The sequence below is a fragment of the Xanthomonas euroxanthea genome (genome assembly GCF_900476395.1).
Classification (GTDB): Bacteria; Pseudomonadota; Gammaproteobacteria; order Xanthomonadales; family Xanthomonadaceae; genus Xanthomonas; species Xanthomonas euroxanthea.
The window spans coordinates 1,473,535-1,493,075 of sequence record NZ_UIHB01000001.1; the positions used below are offsets into that span (position 1 = coordinate 1,473,535).

The following is a 19,541-nucleotide window of genomic DNA, read 5'->3' on the forward strand; positions in this document are numbered from 1 at the left end:
CATGGAGCGCATCCCGATCCTGCGGATGGGCGACCTGCTGCTGGTCACCATCCAGGTGGACATGCACGATCAATTGGCGATGACGCTGCAGGAGGACCTGTCGGAAAAGATCAGCGCCACCTCCGCGCGTGGCGTGCTGATCGACATTTCCGCACTGGACATCGTCGACTCCTTCATCGGCCGTATGATCAGCACCATCTCCGGGCTGGCGGCGATCATGGATGCCAGGACCGTGGTGGTGGGCATGCAGCCGGCCGTGGCGATCACGCTGGTCGAGCTGGGGCTGACCCTGCCATCGGTGCGCACCGCGCTCGATGTCGAACGCGGCATGCGCCTGCTGCAGCAGCCCGATCGCACTTCATGACGACCGGTTCGCAATCGGTGCGCACCGAACAGGATGTGGTGCTGGCCCGGCAGACGGTACGCAAGCTGGTGGTGCAGTGCGGCCTGCGTCTGGTCGACCAGACCAAGCTGGTCACCGCAGCCAGCGAACTGGCGCGCAACACCGTGATCTATGGCGGTGGCGGCGAGATGGATTGGGCCCTGGTGGAAAGCGGCATCCGCAAGGGCGTGCAGCTGACCTTCCGCGACGAAGGTCCCGGCATTCCCGACCTGGACCTGGCGCTCACCGATGGCTGGACCTCCGGCAGCGGGCTGGGACTGGGCCTGTCCGGCAGCCGGCGGCTGGTGGATGACTTCGTCCTGGATACCGCAGCCGGCAAGGGCACGCGCATCACCATCACCAAATGGAAGTGACGCTCGCCGGCGAGGTCACGCGCGCGTTTCGTGTCGACGAAATCAGCCAGGTCGGGCAGGCACGTCGCGAAGCGACGGTTTTGGCACAGACACTGGGTTTCGACGAGGCCGCCTGCGGCCGCGTGGCACTGGTGGCCACCGAGCTGGCCACCAACATGGTCAAGCATGGACGTGGCGGCTGCCTGCAGTTGTCCACGGTGGCCACACGCCAGGGCATGGGCGTGGAAATCTGCGCCATCGACGGCGGGCCGGGCTTCGCACTCGTGGACGGCCTGCGCGATGGCTATTCCACCGCCGGGACGCCGGGCACCGGGCTGGGCGCGATCCAGCGCCAGGCGCAGGTGCTGGACGCGTATTCCGATGCCAAGGGCGCGGTGGTGATGGCACGGCTGTTTGCGCAGCAACGCGCCGAACTGGACCTGCCGTACGGCGCGATCCGCCTGCCGCTGCACAACGAAACGGTGTGCGGTGATGCCTGGCATCTGGCCATTGGCGAGCAGCGCGTGACCGTCACCGTGATCGATGGCCTGGGCCACGGTCCAGGCGCCGCCGACGCTGCCGATGCCGGCACGCGCGCTGCAGCCGCGTCCAGCGGCGAGCCCGGCGAGCGCATCGCGCAGCTGCATGCGGGCATGTCCGGCACCCGCGGGGGCGCGGCGGCGGTGATGCAATTCGACAGCAGCACCGGCCGGGTACGCTTTGCCGGTGTGGGCAATATCGTCGCGTCGCTGTGCGATGGCGACGGCGTGCGTGGCATGCCCTCGCATCCGGGCATCGTCGGGGTGCAGTTCCGCAAGGCGCAGCCGTTCGATTTTCCGGACGCCGCCGGCAAACTGCTGGTCATGCACAGTGATGGTCTGCAATCACGCTGGAGCCTGCGCGATCATCCGGGGCTGCTGTCGCGCCATCCGCGTCTGATTGCGGCCGTGCTGCTGCGCGATTACACGCGGGGCCGCGACGATTGCGGCGTGTTCGTCATGCGGCTGGGAGGCCTGCAATGAATGCTTCCGGTGAGACATCGCCCATCGATCCGCTGGCCGAACTGGACGCGCTGCGGCAGCAGAACCAGGCCCTGCGCGAGGAATTGGAAGAAACCAACCAGGGCGTGCTGGCGCTGTATGCCGAGCTCGATCAGCAGGCTGAGCAGCTGCGCGACGTGTCCGAGCTCAAGAGCCGCTTCCTGTCCTACATGAGCCACGAGTTCCGCACCCCGCTCAGCTCGATCCTGAGCATCACGCGGCTGCTCGAGGACGGCATGGACGGGCCGCTCACTGCCGAGCAGTCCAAACAGGTGCGCTTTGTCAGTGCCTCGGCGCGCGAGCTCACCGAGATGGTCGACGACCTGCTGGATCTGGCCAAGATCGAAGCCGGGCGCATCACCATCTCGCCGGGCTGGTTCGATCTGATGGACCTGTTTGCGGCCTTGCGCGGCATGTTCCGCCCGCTCACCGATGTCAGCAGCACCACCTTGATCTTCGAGGATCCGCCGGTACTGCCGATGCTCTATACCGACGACAAGAAGCTGGCGCAGATCCTGCGCAACTTCATTTCCAACGCGCTCAAGTTCACCCCACAAGGCCATGTGCGCGTGTTCGCGCAGCTGGAAGGCGAGAGCCATGTGCGCTTCGGCGTGCAGGACACCGGCATCGGCATCCCGGCCGAGCTTCACGACGCCTTGTTCGAGGATTTTGTACAGGTGGATTCACCGTTGCAGAAACGCCTCACCGGCACCGGTCTGGGGCTGTCGATCTGCAAGCGTTTCGCCGAGCTGCTGGGCGGCAGGGTGGGAATCAACAGCGTGGTCGGGCAGGGCTCGGAGTTTTTCGTGGTGCTGCCGGTCACGCTGGCAGCGGAGGATGCACTTGGGCAGTAAGCCACACATTCTGGTCGTCGACGACAACGCGGTGACGCGTTATTCGGTGCGGCGCGTGCTCGAACACCATCAGTTCGTGGTCGAAGAAGCCGGCACCGGCACCGACGGCCTGGCCAGGCTGGCCGAGCAGGCGTTTGCTGCGGTGGTGCTGGACGTCAATCTGCCGGACATGAGCGGCTTCGACATCGTGCGCACGCTACGCGCCGAGCCGCGCACCGCGTTGCTGCCGGTGGTGCATGTGTCGGCCGCCTCGATCGCCACCGGCGACATGATCACCGGCCTGGAAGCCGGCGCCGATGCCTACCTGATTCATCCGGTCGACCCCAGCGTGCTGGTCGCCACGTTGCGCACCCTGCTGCGCGCGCGCCAGGCCGAGGACGCCTTGCGCATCAGCGAGGCCCGCTTCCGCGAGATCTTCGAGCACATCAGCGCACCGATTGCGGTGGTCGACGCCAGGCTGCACACGCATGAAGCCAATGCCGCGTTCCAGCGCCTGATCGGCACCGCCACACCCGGCGAGGCGCTGGCCGTGCCGGGCGTGGACCAGGCCGCCACCGTGCACGCGCTGATCGACGCGCTGGCGCAGCGCGAGCGCTGGAGCGGTGCCTTGTCGATCCTGCGCGAGGGCAAGGTGTGCGAAACCGAGTGGCGCGTGTCGCCGTATCGCGAACCGGACCTGGGCCTGCTGCTGGTCGAGGATGTCACCGAACAGCGCATGCGCGAGCGCGAGCAGCGCCAGGAACTGGATACCGCCACCACCGAGCTGGCCCACCAGATCGCCGAGCGCCAGCGCACCGAGATCCAGTTGCTGCAGGCACAGAAGATGGAAGCGCTGGGCAAGCTCACCGGCGGCATCGCGCACGACTTCAACAACCTGCTGACCAGCATCATTTCCGGCCTGGACATGATCCAGCTGGCGGTCGAGTCCAATCGCATCGAGCGTGTGCCGCGGCTGGCCGAGATCGCCACCGGCTCGGCGCATCGCGCTGCTGCGCTGACCCAGCGCATGCTTGCCTTCGCACGCAAGCAATCGTTGGATGCGCAGGCCTTCGACATCAACGCACGCGTGCGCTCGCTGGAAGACATGCTGCACCGCTCGATCGGCGAGAACATCGTGCTGGAGCTGGACCTGGCGGACACGCCGCTGGTGGCGGTGGCCGATGCCAATCAGCTCGAAAACGTGGTGCTCAATCTGGTGATCAATGCGCGCGACGCGTTGAAGGGCAGGGGCACCATCCGCATCCAGAGCGCGGCCCATACCGCGCAGGGCGATCCGGAACTGGACGATGGCGAGTACGTGGCGGTGAACGTCATCGACAACGGCAGCGGCATCGAGCCGGCCATTCTCAACCAGGTCTTCGAGCCGTTCTTCACCACCAAGCCGATCGGCGAGGGCACCGGCCTGGGCCTGTCGATGACCTACGGCTTTGCGCGCCAGTCCGGCGGCACCGCACGCATCACCAGCACGGTGGGGCGCGGTACCACGGTGGCCTTGCTGCTGCCGCGTGGACTCACTGCCAGCGCATTGCCGCCGGCACCGGTACCGAATTCGCCCCGTACCCGCAGCGAGCGCATCTTGCTGGTGGACGACACCGACGTGGTGCGCATGATGGTGAGCGAGGTGCTCAGCGACGCCGGCTACCACGTGGTCGAAGCCGAAGATGCCAACGGCGCGCTGGATCAATTGCGTGCCGGCGTGGAGATCGATCTGGTGGTGTCCGATGTCGGCCTGCCCGGCATGAACGGGCGCGACATGGCAGACGTGGCGCGCGCGCTGCGGCCTGGCCTGCCGATCCTGTTCATCACCGGCTACGCCGAAAACGCCGCCACCCGCCAGGAATTCCTGGCCGACGGCATGGCGTTGCTGCCCAAGCCCTTCAGCCTCAACGATCTGTTGAACATGGTCGGGCAGATGCTCGACAGCAGCGTGTTGGCCGCCCGCGCCTGACGCGGGGGTTGCGCGCCTGGGGCCTGCTGCCGACGCCTGCCGATCGCACGGTGTGGCGACCCGCTTATGCGTTGAACACGCCACGGCGACCGTGGCTCTGCGGCGGCTGCCATGTGCGTGGCGGCACGCTTGCCATAGAGCTGCAACATTGCTGACATATCGTGCGCGCGGCGCCACGTTGCGCCTCCGGCCGGCATGTTCGATGCCGACGGATGTTGGTGGGGGAAACAAAACGTAGCGCGGCTGTCAGATGGCGCGGATGGCGCAGAGGAACCGGGTGCCGGTGGTGCACCCGGTTCCGAGCGCCGGCCGCGCGCGCCTGATGGCTGCGCAGTCATGTTGATCGCCGCTATTGCCCCTGTCTCACCCCTCGCGTCACCTACCCAAGGATCATCTCGCATGTCGTTGTCCTCGTCTGTCTCCGCGTCGCTGACGCCCGCCGCCACGCACGTAACCGCACCCCGTCGCGCCGCATTGCAGCGCACGCCGCTGGCGCGCGCCTGCGCCGGGCTGCTGCTCGCCTCGCTGGCGGCAGCGGCCGCTGCGCAGCAGGTGCCGGCGCGCCAGGGCGAGGGCAGCCCGACGGCGCTGGATGCAGTCACCGTCACTGCCGAGCACCGCGAGCAAAACCTGCAGGAGGTGCCGGTGTCGGTGGGCGTGGTGCAGGGTGCGGCAATGCGCGAGTTCACCGCCGGTGGCGACGACACGCTGCTGGCGCTGTCCGGCCGCGTGCCGGGCTTCTACGCCGAGACCACCACCGGGCGCATCTTCCCGCGCTTCTATATCCGTGGCCTGGGCAATATCGACTTCTACCTCGGTGCCTCGCAGCCGGTGTCCATCATCCAGGACGACGTGGTACTGGAACACGTGGTGCTCAAGTCCAACCCGGTCTACGACGTGGACCAGGTCGAAGTGCTGCGCGGCCCGCAGGGCACCTTGTTCGGCCGCAACACCACCGCCGGCATCGTCAAGTTCGACACGGTCAAGCCCAGCGAGACCTATACCGGCCGTGTCGATGCCAGCTACGGCAGCTACAACACGGTGTCGCTGGATGGCGGCTTCGGCGGGCCGATCAACGAGGTACTGTCGTTCCGCGTGTCGGCGCTGTACCAGCACCGCGACGACTGGGTGGACAACACCTTCGCCGGCAGCAGTGCCGACGGCACGCGCACGCCGCGCAAGGATGCGATGGGCGGCTACAACGACCGCAATGCGCGCCTGCAGCTGCTGCTCAAGCCCAACGACGCATTCTCGCTGCTGGGCTCGGTGCATACGCGCGACTACGACGGCACCTCCACGTTGTTCCTGCGCAATGCAGTGACGCGCGGCAGCGACAAGGTCGACGTGCCGCGCGATCGCGTGGCCTATGACGAGGCACACGACAACCCGCAGGCGTATCAGACCGATGGCGGCTCGATCAAGGCGATCTACGATTTCGGTGGCGTGTCGCTGACCTCCATCACCGCCTACGAAACCACCTCCGGCTATAGCCGTGGCGACACCGATGGCGGCGCGGCGGCGAACTACCCGGTCAACGGCGTGCCGAACGGCTTCGGCCAGTCGATGGGGCAGATCCGCGACCTGGATCAGTACACCCAGGAACTGCGCCTGGCCAGCGAAGGCGACGATGCCTTGCAATGGCAGGTCGGCGCGTTCTACTTCGACGGGCGCGACACCACCGATTTCTATCAGCGTGCCTATTTCCTGCAGACCGCCGCGCGCAACCCCAACAACTGGGTGCGCCTGCGCAACACCAACACCTCCTGGGCCGGTTTCGGGCAGCTCAGCTACAAGGCCACCGACGCGCTCACCCTGACCGCCGGCCTGCGCCAGACCAAGGACACCAAGCAAACCCGCCTGCTCAAGACCGCCGATACCGCCGCTGGCGCGGTGACCTATCGCGGCCGTCGCGACGTACGCCTGTCCGACACCCAGCCCAGCTGGGACCTCAGCGCGATGTATGAAATCAACCCCGAGCTGAGCGTCTACGCGCGCGTGGCACGCGGTTTCCGCGGCCCGACCATCCAGGGCCGCAGCGCGGTGTTCAATTCGGATTTCACCACTGCCGATTCGGAAACCATCCTGTCGTGGGAAGCCGGCATCAAGAGCAGCCTGTTCGACAATCGCCTGCGTCTGAATGTCAGCGGCTTCACCTACACGGTGGACGACATCCAGCTCAACGGCAACGATTCGGACGGCAACGGCGTGCTGTTCAATGCCGACAAGGCCAAGGCCTACGGCCTGGAAGCAGACCTGGACTGGCGCCCGATCTCCAACCTGTCGCTGACCGCCGGCCTGAGCCTGCTGCATAGCGAAATCCACGACGATCGCGTCTACGCGCAGGCCTGTGCGCTCAATGGCGTGGTGGTGTGCACGGTCAACGACCCGACCATCCGCGTCGGTGCCAACACCTTTGCGCAGATCGACGGCAACCCGCTGCCCAACGCGCCCAAGTACAACCTCAACCTGGCGGCGCGCTACGACATTCCGGTGGGCACCGATGGCGCGTTCTTCGTTTCCACCGACTGGAACAAGCAGGGCGAAACCAGCTTCGTGCTGTACGACTCCACCGAGTTCCGCGCCGACGGCAATGTCGAAGGCGGCTTCAAGCTCGGCTACACCGGCGGCTACGGTGCGTGGGAAGTGGCGGCGTTCGCGCGCAACATCACCAACGAGAAGAACGTCAAGGGCGTGATCGAAAACTACATGGCGGCGGTCTACAACGAGCCGCGCATCGTGGGTGTGTCGGTCAACGTCAACTGGCAGTAAGAGCGGTTGAACCAGTAGCGAGCGGCTGCACGGTCATCTTGTCAGCCGCTCCCGGTTGCTGGTCGATCGACCGCATCACCGCGCATGTGTCGCAGTGATGCCAATCGTAGAACCAGGCCCGCTGCGTGCATCACGCAGCGGGTTTTTTTGTATCAACGGCTGCGCAATACCGACTGTACCCAGCTGACGATCTGCGCGCTGCTCACCGCACCGGAATGACGGCCCAGCTCACTGCCGCCGCGGATGACCAGCAAGGTCGGGATGCTGCGGATGCCAAAGCGCGTGCCCAGCGCCGGATGCAGATCGGTATCGACCTTGGCCAGCCGCACCTGAGGTTCGAGCATCGCCGCGGCGGCGGCAAAGTGTGGTGCCATGCTCAGGCACGGCCCGCACCACGGCGCCCAGAAATCCACCACCAACGGCAGCGCGCTGCGTACCGCATGCTTGTCGAAGTCGACCGCCGACAACGCCACCGGCGTGGCCAGGAACAATGGTTTATGGCAACTGCCGCAGTTGGGCGCATCGCGCAGACGCGCGTGTGCGACACGATTCATCGCCGCGCAGCTCGGGCAGGCGATCAGGAGCGGTGCGTCGGGCATCTGGCGGTCTCCGGTGGCAGGCAATGCAGTCGCCGCGCCCACATACCATGGGCGGCGGGCGCGGCGGCATGCAGCCAGTGTAACGGCCATCGCCAAGGACCCGATGCCGAAGGCTGCCGCCGCCGCACCGGGTGTGCCGCAATGCCGCGACAGAGAAGTGCGCCGCAGCGCGCTGCCGTGGTCAGCCCGCTTGGCCCAGGCTCAGGATCGGAACGAAGCCGCCGTAGATCAGGCGCTTGCCATCGAACGGCATCGGGTTGACCGATGGGTCCATGCGCGGGTCGTCCATCATCTTGCGCATGCCCGCATCGCGGGTCGCCTTGTCCGGCCATTCGATCCAGGAGAACACCACGGTCTCGTCCTCGCCGGCAGCGACCGCGCGATGGAAGTCGGTCAGTTGTCCATGCTGGACATCATCACCCCAGCACTCCACCACGCGCAGCGCGCCGTATTCGATGATGATGGCATCGCCCATGCGGGCATGTTCCAGAAACGCGGCCTTGTTGGCCGTCGGCACCGCGAGCGCAAACCCATCCACATACGACATAAGCACCTCCTCAGACATGGCGCACGGCGTGCACCTGATGACGGCGAACAGATGTTGGTGCGATCGGAACACGCTGGAAAGCAGCGCCAGGGTGCGTGTTGCCCGCGTGGATTGCGAGCATACGGTGCATCTGGATGGCAAGCACTGCTCGCGCCCGCATGGCGATCCACACTGGCGTTGTGCCCGGTTTTCTTTGCCGGATCGCACCCGCGGCACGCTGCGTGACGCGTCCTGGATGAGCTCGTCAGGTAGGGGTATCCCGTCGCGATGGGCCGGCGTTGCGGAAGGCCGCGGGCATCGGCATTGCGCGGGCCTGGATCAGACCGCAGGCCCCGCCGGGTCCGCTGCGGCGGACGCTCGGCGGGCGGTCCGGTGCAATTACGCGGCCAGGTTGTGGCGCCGCAGGATGGCTTCGAACACCACGTCGCCGTCTTCGTTGCGTGCCTGCAGCGTGCCGCCGTGTGCCTTGACGAACTGGTCGGCGATGAACAGGCCGAGCCCCAGGCCCTGGCTGGCATGGAAGCTGGCCTTGAACGGCTCGAACAGGCGCGGCATCAGGCTGTCTGGGATGCGTCCGACGTTGCGCACCGACAGCCGCAGCGTGTCGCGTTCGCGTCCGTCCAGGTGCACCCGCACCGGCTCGTTGCCACCGTGCAGCACCGCGTTGCCGACCAGATTGGACACCACCTGTGCCAGGCGATCGCCATCTCCATCGCCGTGCAGGTCGCCCTCGGTACGCAGGTCGATCGGGGTGTGTGGATTGGCCTGTGCCACTTCGCCCACCACGCTGTGGGTGACGTCGCCGAGATTGCAGGGGCCGAACTGCATCGACAGCCCGTCGCTGCGCAGGCGCGAGAAATCCAGCAGCTGCTCGACCATCCGCGCCATCCGCCGCGCGCTGTTTTCCAGGTGATCAAGCGTGCGCGCGGCCGAGCCATCGGCGTCCACATCCAGGCTGAGCTTGTCGGCGCACAGCAGAATCACCGACAGCGGCGTGCGCAGGTCGTGGGTGAGCACGGCCATCATGGTTTCGTTGAGCGTGAGCGCGCGTTCCAGCGAGGCATTGCGTGCCTTGAGCAGGCGCCGCTGCTGGTACAACTCGATGAACACATTGACCTTGCTCAGGATCACGTGCGGCTCGATCGGCTTGTGCAGGAAATCCACCGCGCCGGTTTCATAGCCCTGGAACGCGCGCATCGGATCGTTCGGCGAGGCGGTCAGGAAAATGATCGGCACATGCCGGCTGCGCTGCGAGCCGCGCATCAGCTCGGCCAGCGAGAAGCCGTCCATTTCCGGCATGTGCACATCCAGCAATGCCAGCGCCACATCGTGTTCGAGCAACAGCTCCAGCGCCTGCGCACCGGAGGCGGCGCACAGCACCTGGATGCCGTCGCGCTGCAGCAGCGCTTCCATCGCCACCAGGTTCTGCGGCACGTCGTCGACGATCAGCAGCTTGGCCGGTTCGTCATCGTTGCTGGTTGTCGCCAGGCCGGTCGCGGTGAGGTTCATGGGTGAAAGGTTTCCAGTCGGCTGCAGATCGCTTGCAGGGTGAGCACCGCATCGGCGCCGGCATGGGCGAGCGCGGAGGCGGGCATCAGCGGTGAGGCGGCATCGTCGGGGCGCTGGATCCAGGCGCTGCCGCCGACCGCGCGCACCGCCGCCACCCCGGCGCTGCCGTCGCTGCTGGCGCCGGTGAGCAGGATCGCCAGCAGGCGCTGCCCGAACACGTCGGCAGCCGATTCGAACAAGGGGTCGATCGCCGGACGCGAGAACAGCACCGGTGCATCCATCGACAGCGACAGGCTGTCGCGCGTTTCCACCAGCAGATGGTAGTCGGGCGGGGCGATGGTCACGCTGCCGGCGAGCAGCGGCTGCTTGTCTTCGGCCTCGCGCACCGGCAAGGCGCAGCGTGCATCCATCAGCTCGGCAAGGTGGCTGGTGCGGTCGCGCGGCAGATGCAGCACCACCAGCACCGGCATCGGCAGATCCGCAGGCAGGCTGGACAACAGCGCCTGCAAGGCCACGACACCGCCGGCCGAGGCCCCGATCACCATCGCGTCGAACTGAGTTGCCGCCGTGTGCAAGACGTTCATGCGGCCGCCTTGCGGAACAGGCGCTGCTCGCGCGCCACGGTTTCGAATGCCTGCGCATGCGCGCCGAACTGCAGCGACTCCTTGCTGCCCAGGCCCAGGAAGCCTCGATGCACCAGCGCATCGTAAAACAGGCCCACTGCACGGTCCTGCAGGCTGCGGTTGAAATAGATCAGCACGTTACGGCACGACACCAGGTGCACTTCGGAGAACACCGTATCGGTGGCCAGGCTGTGATCGGCGAATACGATATTGCGCTTCAGACGGCGGTCGAACACCGCGCCATCGTAGGCGGTGGTGTAGTAGTCGGACAGCGAGCTGCGGCCGCCGGCGTCCAGATAATTGCGGCTGAACTGCGCAATGCGGTCGATGCCGAAGGCGCCGGCTTCGGCCATGCCCAAGGCTTCGGGATTGATGTCGGTGGCGTAGATCACCGCCTTTTCCAGCAGCCCTTCTTCGTGCAGCAGGATCGCCAGCGACCAGACTTCCTCGCCGGTGCTGCAGCCGGCCACCCACAGCTTGATCGACGGATAGGTACGCAACACCGGCACCACATGTTCGCGCAGGACGCGAAAGTAGGCCGGGTCACGGAACATCTCCGACACCTGCACGGTGAAGAACTGCATCGCCTGCGCGAAGGTGTCAGGTTCGTGCAGCAGGCGGTGCTGCAGGTCGGCCACGCGCGTGCATTCCATGCGCGCCATCGCGTGGCGCATGCGCCGGCGCAGCGAGGACACCGCGTAATCGCGGAAGTCGTAGTGATAGCGCTGGTAGACCGCTTCCAGCAGCACCCGCAGCTCCAGATCGAACAGCTCCACCGCATTCATTGCCGCGAGCACCACACACGGCACAGCGACACCAGCTTGTCCACGTCGATGGGCTTGGCGATGTAATCGTTGGCGCCGGCCTCCAGGCAGCGTTCGCGATCGTCGGCCATGGCCTTGGCGGTCAGCGCGATGATCGGCAGATCCTGCCATTGGCGATTGGCGCGGATCTGGCGCATCGCGGTCAGCCCGTCCATCTCCGGCATCATGATGTCCATCAACACCAGGTCCACCTCGTGCTTGGCCAGATGTTCCAGCGCCTCGCGGCCGTTGCGGGCGATCTGCAGCGTCACGCCGAGCGGTTCGAGCACGCTGGAGAGCGCGAAGATGTTGCGCACATCGTCTTCGGCCAGCAGCACGGTGGCGCCGTCCAGTACCGCGTCGCGGCGGCGCGCTTCGCGCAGCAGGCGTTGCTGGTCGCTGGGCAGCGAGGCTTCCACGCTGTGCAGGAACAGCGTCACCTCATCGAGCAGACGCTCGGGCGAGCGCACCCCCTTGATGATGATGCTCTTGGAATACCGGCGCAGGCGCTGTTCCTCGTCGCGGGTGAGCGCGCGCCCGGTGTAGACGATGACTGGCGGAAACGCCACCGCGTCGTTGCCGGCCATGCGTTCGAGCAGGTCGTAGCCACTGCCGTCGGGCAGCGCCAGATCGGTGACCATGCAGTCGAAGGTCGAGCCGGCCAGCTGCTGCATCGCGTCGGCAATGCTGCCCACCGCGATGATGTCCAGCTGGTCGCGCGCCAGCAACAATTGCAGATTCGCACGCAGGGCGCTGTCGTCTTCGACGATCAACAGGCGGCGCACCGCGCGGGCATTGGTGTCTTCCAGTTGCCGGATCGCACCTGCCAGCAGCTCGCGCGTGGCCGGCTTGATCAAATAGCCCACCGCGCCCAGTTCCAGCGCGATCTGGCTGCGCTCCAGCGCCGATACCACATGCACCGGAATGTGGCGCGTGGCCGGATCGCGCTTGAGGCGTTCGAGCACGCTCAGTCCGGACGCATCCGGCAGGCCGAGGTCGAGCAGGATGCCGCTGGGGCGCAGTTCGGCTGCCAGGCGCAGCGCTTCTTCGGCGCTGGGCGCCACCACGCAGTCGAAATCCAGTTCGTGCGCCAGGTCGACCAGGGCCTGCGCAAAGCGTGCTTCGTCTTCCACTGCCAGAATCAGCCGGCCGGGGCGGGTGCGTTGGTCGCGATCGTCGTCGGCGCGCTGCAGCGGCGCAGTGGCGGTTGCCGGAATCGGCAGCGGCAGCGGCATCCCGGTGGACGCCACCGTGGCGCGCCCATCAAGCCGCGAGGCCATGGCCGTGCCGCTGGCGAACCGCGACGACGGCGTGCCGCCGAGTGCCGCGCCCGCGTTTGCCGGCGCGGCCATCGCCAGCTCGGCCGGGGCGCCGTCGATCGGCAATTCCAGCGTAAAACAGCTGCCGCGCCCCGGCTGGCTGTCCACGCGGATGCTGCCGCCCATGCGCTGGGCCAGATCGCGCGAGATCGACAAGCCCAGGCCGGTGCCGCCATAGCGACGGCGTGTGCTGCCATCGGCCTGACGGAACGCTTCGAAGATGATCTCGGTCTGTTCGTGCGCGATGCCGATGCCGGTGTCGTTGACCTTGAACAGCACCCGGCCCGGCGTATGCGCCTGGATCGACAGGCTGACGCTGCCGTGCTCGGTGAACTTGATCGCATTGGCCAGCAGGTTCTTGAGGATCTGCTGCAGGCGTTGGCTGTCGACGACCAGTTGCGTCGGTGCATCGGATTCGGCAGCCAGCTGCAGGGCCAGGCCTTTCTGGCGCGCCAGCGGCTCGAAGGTTTCGCGCAGGCGCTGTACCACCGAGTTGGTGGCGATGGTTTCGTCGGCCAGTTCCACATGCCCGGCCTCGATCTTGGACAGGTCGAGAATGTCGTTGATCAACGCCAGCAGATCGTTGTTGGACGACAGGATCGCCTGTGCGTACTTCACCTGCTCGGGGCTGAGCGTGCCGTCCTTGTTGTCCGCCAGCAGCTTGGCCAGGATCAACGCGCTGTTGAGCGGCGTACGCAACTCGTGCGACATGTTGGCCAGAAACTCGGATTTGTAGCGCGAGGCGGTGGACAGCTCGTTGCTGTTGCGCACCAGCTGATTCTGCGCCACCAGCAAGGCCTGCTTCTGCGCTTCCAGTGCCTGGGTGCGTTCTTCCAGCTGCACATTGGTCTGTTCGAGTTCGGCTTGCTGCATCTCCAGATCGCTCTGCGATTGCTGCAGGCTGCGGCTCTGTTCCTCCAGCTCCTCGTTGGCCACGCGCAGCTCTTCCTGCTGGGTCTGCAGTTCTTCGCTTTGACGCTGGGTTTCTTCCAGCAGGGCCACCAGCTGTGCGCGCAGCAATGCCGTGCGCAAGGCCAGGCCGATGTTTTCGCCGCAGCGTGCGAGCAGCTCTTCTTCGCGCGTGCGGGCGATGCCCGGTGCGGCGGCGCGGCCCAGCTCGAGAATGCCGATCACCCGCCCATCGGCGATGACCGGCGCCAGCAGCAGCTCCTGGCAGGCGCTGCGGCCCAGGCCGGAAGCGATCTGCAGATGTCCGGCGTCCACGCCGCGCACCCGGCGTACCGTGCCGCCACGCAAGGCCTCGCCGAGTTGGCCGGCATCGGTCGGCAGCGTCCTGGATACATCGGCCGGCAGCGCGGTGCCGCCGGTCAGCCGCAGGCGGTCGCCTTCGATGCGATACAACGCGCCGACCTGGGCATCCAGCGTGTCGCACAGTGCCTGCACGGCCGCATTGGCCAGATCGTCCGGGCTGTGGTCGCCGCGCAGACTGGCTTCGACGGTGTTTTCGGCCTGCTGCAGCCATAACGCCAGTTCGGCCTGACGGCGCGCGCGGATGGCCTGCATCACCACCAGCGCCATCGCCAGGAACGAGACCCCACCGATGCTGCGGTTGATCGAGGAGAAACTCGAACTGGTACTGGCCGGCGCCAGCTTGAAACCGACTGCCAGCAGCAGGCACGACAGCGCGGCGACCACCAGTGGCGCCTGCACGCGATTCTGGAAGACCGTCACGCCCACTGCGACGAAGTAGGTCAGCCACACTGCATAGCCGAGTGGGGTGACCAACTCCACGCCGAGTGTTCCCGCCATCAGGGCCCCCGCGATCACCCACACCCAGCGGTCGCGTGTGGTCGAGATGTTCTGCATGACGGCGCGGACCTGACTGGGGGGCGGTCATGGTAGCCGATAAGTTTCACGCGCAAATCGCCAGTATTTTGACGCTTTGCAGTCGGGTCGGCTTGCACGCAGCCTTCACGCACCCGTCACTATGGTCGCGCGCTTTTCCGGGGAAAAGTCGCGCGATGGATGCGGAGACGGCCGTCGACAGTGCGGGGCCGCTTTCTCACGACAGCCGGCAGTGCCAGCTGTTGGTGCAGAGCGTGTCCAATTACGCGATCTACATGCTCGATACGGGCGGCCATGTGTGCAGCTGGAATCCCGGTGTCGAGCGCATCAAGGGCTATACCGCCGCCGAGGTCATTGGCTCGCACTTCTCGCGTTTCTACCTGCCCGAGGACGTGCAACGCGGCGAGCCGGCGCAGAATCTGGACACCGCCAAGCGCGAAGGGCGCTTTGCCACCGAGGGCTGGCGGCTGCGCAAGGACGGCAGCCGCTTCTGGGCGAGCGTGGCGATCGAACCGGTGCTGGAATTCGGCGTCCTGGTCGGGTTTGCCAAGGTCACCTGCGACATCGACCAGCGACACCAGGCGCAGCAGCTGTTGCAGCAGGCGCAGCACGCCCTGCTGCAATCGCAGAAGGTGGATGCGCTGGGCCGCCTGACGCTCGGCATGGCGCACGATTTCAACAATCTGCTGACCGTGATGGTGACCAGCCTGGATCTGATCGCGCTGCGTGCCGGCGACGATGCGCGCACGCGCATGCTGGTGGAAGCAGCGCAGACCGCAGTCGATCGTGGCACCTTGCTGACGCGCCAACTGCTGTCCTTTGCACGCGGGCAGCGGCTGATTCCCGAGCGCCATGGCGCCAACGCGGTGGTGACGCGCTCGCTGGAGCTGCTGCGGCGTGCCTGCCCGGCCGGGATCGTGCTGTCGCTGGCGTTCGCCGAGCAGTTGCCCGATATCCGCGTGGACCCTGGCCAACTGGAAGCGGCCTTGCTCAATCTGGTGTTCAATAGCTGCGATGCCATGCCTGGCGGCGGCAACATCGTGCTGGAAACGGCCGTACAGCAGCGTGTTGCGCCGTCCGATCCGCATGGCCAGCCGTGCAATTACGTCAGTATCGCCGTGCGCGATGACGGCCCCGGCATGTCCGCGCACGTGGCGCGATGCGCCAGTGAGCCGTTTTTCACCACCAAGGACGTGGGCAAGGGCTCGGGCCTGGGATTGAGCCAGGTGTATGGCTTCGCCTCCCAGTCCGGCGGCTTCGTCGAGCTGGACACCGCTCCCGCCCGCGGCACCACCGTTACCCTGTTTCTCCCGGCCATCGAGGAGGCTGAGCATGACTGAACCCCTGCGTCTGTTGATGGTGGAAGATCAGCAGGAATTGCGCGAACTGATCGGCGAGGCGCTGCGCGATGCAGGCATCACCGTCGAGACCGCCGACGACGGCCATAGCGCCCTGCGCATGCTGCGCGAGAATGGCCCCTATGATGTGGTCTTCAGCGATGTCCGCATGCCCAACGGCATGTCGGGCATCGAACTGAGCGAACACGTGGCGCAACTGCTGCCGCAGGCGCGGGTGATCCTGGCCTCGGGATTCGCAAAGGCGCAGTTGCCACCGCTGCCGGCGCGGGTGGATTTCCTGCCCAAGCCGTATCGCCTGCGTCAGCTGATCGACGTGTTGAAAGGTGTTGCAGCCAACGCCTGAGCGCTGGCTGCGCCGGTCGCGCGCTGCCGAAGCCGCTGCACGGAATTGCGCGGCCATCGTGCAGCGCCTTCGCCGGGACTGCTGCATGGATGCCGCTCAACGGCTCTGGTAATACACCTTGTCGATGGCGATCTCCACCGGCGCGGCGGGTGGATCGGCCACCAGCATGAACATCTGTTTGACCGCCTGCAGGTCCAGATCGTAGAACGCACTGAAGGGAATGCTCACCTCGTGCCAGGCGCCGTCGCGCACCAGGCCGTACTGATTGCCGCCAGTGGCGAAATCCACCCAGCTGTCGCCGAAGCTGGTGTTGATGCCGATCTTGAACGTCGACGGCGTGGTGGTTTTCAGCTGCAGCTTCAGCGCGCCGCCGGCGTAGGCGGCCATGTTGCGATAGTCGGTCTGGATGCCCAGGCCATACCAGGCACCGGCGTTGGCGCGGTACGCCATCACGTTGCTGCCTTCGAACGGCGCCTGCGCAATCGGGGTGAGGTTGTTCCACAGATACAGCTCGGCATCCTGGCCGAACTGCAGCCGTCCGCTGGTGTCGGCCTGCTCGGTGAACACGCCAAAGCGCCCTGCCGGCGCGGCATGTTGCGCGCCCACGTACAGCTGCGAACCGGGATTTTGATACAGGCGGATGTAATCGACCTCCATCCTGCCCGGCAGCGGCGCGGTCACCGCCGCAGGCGAGGTGATGCCGGTATAGGTGCCGCCCACGGCGAGATTGAGCAGCAGATACTGCTGCTGATGGAATTCGTGCAGCGAGGCGCCCTCGATATTGGAGATCGCAAATTCGAAGTATTGCTGGCCGTCGATGGACACGCGGATGAACTGCGGGTCCCAGGTCATGCGGTACACATGGAAGTCGGCATGCAGATCCACCGGGCTGGTGTAGCTGGTGTCGTAGTCTGCTTGCTGGCCGTTGTAGTCCCAGTGCACGGCGGCGCCGATACGGCGATTGGCGGTGCCATTGGCGATCGCCGCGGCCATGCCGGCTTCCATCAGGTCGATCTCGCCACGGCCTGGCCACACGCCGATGGTGCCCAGCATCCAGTATGCCGGCCACAGCCCGTTGCCCACCACCGGCGTCTTGATGCGCGCTTCCAGCGTGCCGTACTTGAAATGCATGCGGCCTTCGGTCTTCAGGCGCGCCGAGGTGAACGGCATGCCCTGGAACGCTTCGCGCCGCGCTTCGATCACCAGCCGGCCATTCTCGATGCGCGCGTTTTCGGCGCGGCTGGTGTAGTACTGCATCTCGCCATTGCCCCAGCCGCACAAGCCGATCTGGCAGCCGTTGCCGACATCGTAGGTCCACTTGTTGCCATCGATGCCGGGCCCATTGAAGTTGTCCTCCCACACCAGGGTTTGCGCGTGCGCGCCTGGTGGCATCGCCACGGCCCAGAGCAGGGCGAGCTGCACAGCGGCACTGCGTCGCGTGTTCATGCGTGCTTCTCCAGAAAGTGGACCGATGTCCATGGAGACGTGACGCTGCGCAGCGGCTACTTCAGTGTCAAAGCAATTGTGTGGCGCGTTTCAGTTCCGTGGTGTTCATTCCGGAATATTCCATCATTGGCATGACGGCGGTCGCAGACTGCATGCACCGGATGTTGCGCGGCAGCAGCTGGCTGCGAATGTCCGCTGCCGGCAGGTGGCATGCGCAGCGTCCAGGTCGGAACATTCAAGCGGGGGAGATGGCGGGTCGACGATGCATGCGAGCGCGTGCAGCCTCTGCAGCAATGCCTCGTCTTGAACGCCACTGCGGCAGGCAAGGCGCATGCTGCTGCGCATCGGTACGCTTGCCGTACGGCCGTTTCCGGGCATGCTCGCGCACGCCCGACTCAATGCCCGGCGTGCACCGTCCACGCCACCAGTCGTATCACCAGCGGGCGCACCACCAGCACGCAGCAGAATGCGGTAGGCATCGCAATGCGGTAGGCGTCCAGCACGCGCCACAGGTAGCCGGGGGCCAGGCCGGTATTGGCGCCCGTGATCACCAGGCACATCAGCAGGGCCATGATCGCGGCCATGTAGAACGCGAACACGAACGGGGTGGTGCGCACGCCGAGTTTCCAGCGCGGGCGCATCAACGGGGAGGAAGGGGGAGATGTCGACATGCAATGGCCTCGGTTGCCGCGGATCGGCACGATGGGCAGCACTGTAGGGACGCCACCGCGGCCGGGGTAGATCGCGTAGCCTTGCGGCTTACGTAAGAAAAACTTACGAATCGTTTGGTAATACTTGCCTATTCAATGAATATTCTTCAGTCCATCCGCAGCTTTGTCAGCACTGTCGATGCCGGCAGCATTGCCGGAGGCGCCAAGTTGCTGGGGATCAGTGCCGCCGCAGTCAGCCAGAACATCGCGCGTCTGGAACAGCATCTGGGCGTGCGTCTGCTGCACCGGACCACGCGCAGCCTGGCGCTGACCGAGCGCGGCACGCTGTACTTCGAACAGGTGCGGCAGCTGGAGCGCGATCTGGAGCGCGCGCGGCAATCGGTGGCCGGGCCGCAGCAGGCGCCGGCGGGACGATTGCGGGTGGCCAGCACCGCGGCCTTCGCGCGGCACGTACTCGCCCCGATGCTGCCGGCCCTGCGTCAGCAGTATCCGCAGCTGGAGATCGAGCTGCTGTGTACCGACCGGGCTGTGCAGCACGCTCAGGAAAGCGTGGATGTCAGCCTGCGCATCGAAGCGCAGCTGGAAGACGGCCTGGTGGCGCGCTGCATCGCCCAGGTGCCGCTGGTGGTCTGCGCAGCGCCCGAGTATCTGGCGCGCTGCGGGACGCCGCAGACCGCGGACGACTTGAAGTATCACGATTGCCTGCTGCTGCGTTACCCGGTCGACGGACGCTGCCTGCCATGGAATTTCGTGCGCAATGGCGTGCGCTTCCAGCCGGAGCTGGGCAAGGCGATGGTCAGCGACGATATCGATGCGCTCGCCACCATGGCCACCGCCGGCGGCGGCATCGCGCGCCTGGCCGCTTATGTGGTGCAGCCTTATCTGCAGCGCGGCCAGCTGCAGCCGCTGTTTGTCTCAGCTCTCGGCAGCACCGCCCAGGCATTGCCGGAACCGCTGCGTATCTACCTCTGCGTCGCCGACCGCCGCGACTTCACCCCCAAGGTGCGTGCCTTCATGCAGCACGTACTCGAACGCCTGCCCGTGCAATGGCGTATCGCCGAACCCACGCTGGCGCCTGCGCCCGCCCAAGCGGCAACCGGGGTATAGCCGGCATTCGACATCTGGAGACCGCCCGGTTGCGTGCCCTGGTCCACCAGGCGCACGCAGGCGT

Annotated in this window: 17 protein-coding genes; 9 read left to right on the plus strand and 8 right to left on the minus strand. The window is 66.2% G+C overall.

The window, feature by feature from the left end:
* Position 1: 1 nt before the first annotated feature.
* From CPBF1521_RS06520 to CPBF1521_RS06545, 6 genes are all read left to right on the plus strand, one after another.
* Positions 2-364 carry an STAS domain-containing protein gene (locus CPBF1521_RS06520; protein ID WP_104538235.1) on the plus strand — a complete coding sequence of 121 codons (363 nt, stop codon included), beginning with the start codon at positions 2-4 and terminating at the stop codon, positions 362-364.
* Positions 361-756 (plus strand): ATP-binding protein, encoded by a 396-nt coding sequence (locus CPBF1521_RS06525; protein WP_104538234.1) that lies wholly within the window; start codon positions 361-363, stop codon positions 754-756. The genes CPBF1521_RS06520 and CPBF1521_RS06525 overlap by 4 nt, the downstream gene beginning before the upstream one ends.
* Entirely contained in the window at positions 747-1,757 is a 1,011-nt protein-coding gene (locus tag CPBF1521_RS06530) for an ATP-binding protein (RefSeq protein ID WP_115676378.1), read from the plus strand. The genes CPBF1521_RS06525 and CPBF1521_RS06530 overlap by 10 nt, the downstream gene beginning before the upstream one ends.
* Positions 1,754-2,629, plus strand: coding sequence for a sensor histidine kinase (locus CPBF1521_RS06535; protein WP_104582456.1), 876 nt, complete (start codon positions 1,754-1,756; stop codon positions 2,627-2,629). The genes CPBF1521_RS06530 and CPBF1521_RS06535 overlap by 4 nt, the downstream gene beginning before the upstream one ends.
* Positions 2,619-4,577, plus strand: coding sequence for a response regulator (locus CPBF1521_RS06540; protein ID WP_180496910.1), 1,959 nt, complete (start codon positions 2,619-2,621; stop codon positions 4,575-4,577). Before CPBF1521_RS06535 ends, CPBF1521_RS06540 begins: the two co-directional genes overlap by 11 nt.
* Before the next feature lie 399 nt (positions 4,578-4,976).
* A complete protein-coding gene (locus CPBF1521_RS06545) occupies positions 4,977-7,346 on the plus strand; it encodes a TonB-dependent receptor (protein WP_115676379.1) in 2,370 nt (789 codons plus the stop codon).
* A 152-nt stretch (positions 7,347-7,498) separates the two neighbouring features.
* Here CPBF1521_RS06545 and trxC read toward each other — a convergent pair whose 3' ends face one another.
* The 6 genes from trxC to CPBF1521_RS06575 all read right to left on the minus strand — a co-directional run bounded on the left by trxC (position 7,499) and on the right by CPBF1521_RS06575 (position 14,573).
* Positions 7,499-7,945, minus strand: coding sequence for a thioredoxin TrxC (trxC, locus tag CPBF1521_RS06550; protein ID WP_115676380.1), 447 nt, complete (start codon positions 7,943-7,945; stop codon positions 7,499-7,501).
* A 181-nt stretch (positions 7,946-8,126) separates the two neighbouring features.
* Positions 8,127-8,492 (minus strand): DUF1428 domain-containing protein, encoded by a 366-nt coding sequence (locus CPBF1521_RS06555; RefSeq protein ID WP_104582460.1) that lies wholly within the window; start codon positions 8,490-8,492, stop codon positions 8,127-8,129.
* A gap of 378 nt (positions 8,493-8,870) precedes the next feature.
* A complete protein-coding gene (locus tag CPBF1521_RS06560) occupies positions 8,871-10,001 on the minus strand; it encodes a hybrid sensor histidine kinase/response regulator (protein ID WP_115676381.1) in 1,131 nt (376 codons plus the stop codon).
* Entirely contained in the window at positions 9,998-10,585 is a 588-nt protein-coding gene (locus CPBF1521_RS06565) for a chemotaxis protein CheB (protein ID WP_115676382.1), read from the minus strand. Before CPBF1521_RS06565 ends, CPBF1521_RS06560 begins: the two co-directional genes overlap by 4 nt.
* Positions 10,582-11,433, minus strand: a complete 852-nt coding sequence (locus tag CPBF1521_RS06570; RefSeq protein ID WP_180496911.1) for a CheR family methyltransferase — start codon at positions 11,431-11,433, stop codon at positions 10,582-10,584. Before CPBF1521_RS06570 ends, CPBF1521_RS06565 begins: the two co-directional genes overlap by 4 nt.
* Positions 11,406-14,573 (minus strand): response regulator, encoded by a 3,168-nt coding sequence (locus CPBF1521_RS06575; protein ID WP_115676383.1) that lies wholly within the window; start codon positions 14,571-14,573, stop codon positions 11,406-11,408. Before CPBF1521_RS06575 ends, CPBF1521_RS06570 begins: the two co-directional genes overlap by 28 nt.
* A 155-nt stretch (positions 14,574-14,728) precedes the next feature.
* On the opposite strand from CPBF1521_RS06575, the gene CPBF1521_RS06580 reads away from it, so the two are divergent.
* Together CPBF1521_RS06580 and CPBF1521_RS06585 are read left to right on the plus strand one after the other, a co-directional pair.
* Positions 14,729-15,892, plus strand: coding sequence for a PAS domain S-box protein (locus tag CPBF1521_RS06580; RefSeq protein ID WP_104582465.1), 1,164 nt, complete (start codon positions 14,729-14,731; stop codon positions 15,890-15,892).
* Positions 15,885-16,253: a response regulator gene (locus tag CPBF1521_RS06585; RefSeq protein ID WP_104582466.1), complete on the plus strand. Its 369-nt coding sequence runs from the start codon at positions 15,885-15,887 to the stop codon at positions 16,251-16,253. Before CPBF1521_RS06580 ends, CPBF1521_RS06585 begins: the two co-directional genes overlap by 8 nt.
* Positions 16,254-16,349: 96 nt before the next feature.
* Here the strand turns inward: CPBF1521_RS06585 and CPBF1521_RS06590 are convergent, their stop codons facing one another.
* A complete protein-coding gene (locus tag CPBF1521_RS06590) occupies positions 16,350-17,699 on the minus strand; it encodes a glycoside hydrolase family 16 protein (RefSeq protein WP_115676384.1) in 1,350 nt (449 codons plus the stop codon).
* Positions 17,700-18,094: 395 nt separating this feature from the next.
* On the minus strand, positions 18,095-18,370 hold the full coding sequence (locus CPBF1521_RS06595; protein ID WP_104582468.1) for a DUF2798 domain-containing protein: 276 nt from the start codon (positions 18,368-18,370) through the stop codon (positions 18,095-18,097).
* A gap of 135 nt (positions 18,371-18,505) precedes the next feature.
* Between CPBF1521_RS06595 and CPBF1521_RS06600 the strand changes: the two genes are divergently transcribed.
* A complete protein-coding gene (locus CPBF1521_RS06600) occupies positions 18,506-19,477 on the plus strand; it encodes a LysR family transcriptional regulator (RefSeq protein WP_104650253.1) in 972 nt (323 codons plus the stop codon).
* Positions 19,478-19,541 lie beyond the last annotated feature (64 nt).

Bases quoted from the DNA above. Each gene is read 5' to 3' on its own strand.
- CPBF1521_RS06520 (WP_104538235.1), top strand. From the start codon at position 2: ATGGAGCGCATCCCGATCCTGCGGATGGGCGACCTGCTGCTGGTCACC.
- CPBF1521_RS06525 (WP_104538234.1), top strand. From the start codon at position 361: ATGACGACCGGTTCGCAATCGGTGCGCACCGAACAGGATGTGGTGCTG.
- CPBF1521_RS06530 (WP_115676378.1), top strand. From the start codon at position 747: ATGGAAGTGACGCTCGCCGGCGAGGTCACGCGCGCGTTTCGTGTCGAC.
- CPBF1521_RS06535 (WP_104582456.1), top strand. From the start codon at position 1,754: ATGAATGCTTCCGGTGAGACATCGCCCATCGATCCGCTGGCCGAACTG.
- CPBF1521_RS06545 (WP_115676379.1), top strand. From the start codon at position 4,977: ATGTCGTTGTCCTCGTCTGTCTCCGCGTCGCTGACGCCCGCCGCCACG.
- trxC (WP_115676380.1), bottom strand. From the start codon at position 7,945: ATGCCCGACGCACCGCTCCTGATCGCCTGCCCGAGCTGCGCGGCGATG.
- CPBF1521_RS06555 (WP_104582460.1), bottom strand. From the start codon at position 8,492: ATGTCGTATGTGGATGGGTTTGCGCTCGCGGTGCCGACGGCCAACAAG.
- CPBF1521_RS06560 (WP_115676381.1), bottom strand. From the start codon at position 10,001: ATGAACCTCACCGCGACCGGCCTGGCGACAACCAGCAACGATGACGAA.
- CPBF1521_RS06565 (WP_115676382.1), bottom strand. From the start codon at position 10,585: ATGAACGTCTTGCACACGGCGGCAACTCAGTTCGACGCGATGGTGATC.
- CPBF1521_RS06575 (WP_115676383.1), bottom strand. From the start codon at position 14,573: ATGCAGAACATCTCGACCACACGCGACCGCTGGGTGTGGGTGATCGCG.
- CPBF1521_RS06580 (WP_104582465.1), top strand. From the start codon at position 14,729: ATGGATGCGGAGACGGCCGTCGACAGTGCGGGGCCGCTTTCTCACGAC.
- CPBF1521_RS06585 (WP_104582466.1), top strand. From the start codon at position 15,885: ATGACTGAACCCCTGCGTCTGTTGATGGTGGAAGATCAGCAGGAATTG.
- CPBF1521_RS06590 (WP_115676384.1), bottom strand. From the start codon at position 17,699: ATGAACACGCGACGCAGTGCCGCTGTGCAGCTCGCCCTGCTCTGGGCC.
- CPBF1521_RS06595 (WP_104582468.1), bottom strand. From the start codon at position 18,370: ATGTCGACATCTCCCCCTTCCTCCCCGTTGATGCGCCCGCGCTGGAAA.
- CPBF1521_RS06600 (WP_104650253.1), top strand. From the start codon at position 18,506: ATGAATATTCTTCAGTCCATCCGCAGCTTTGTCAGCACTGTCGATGCC.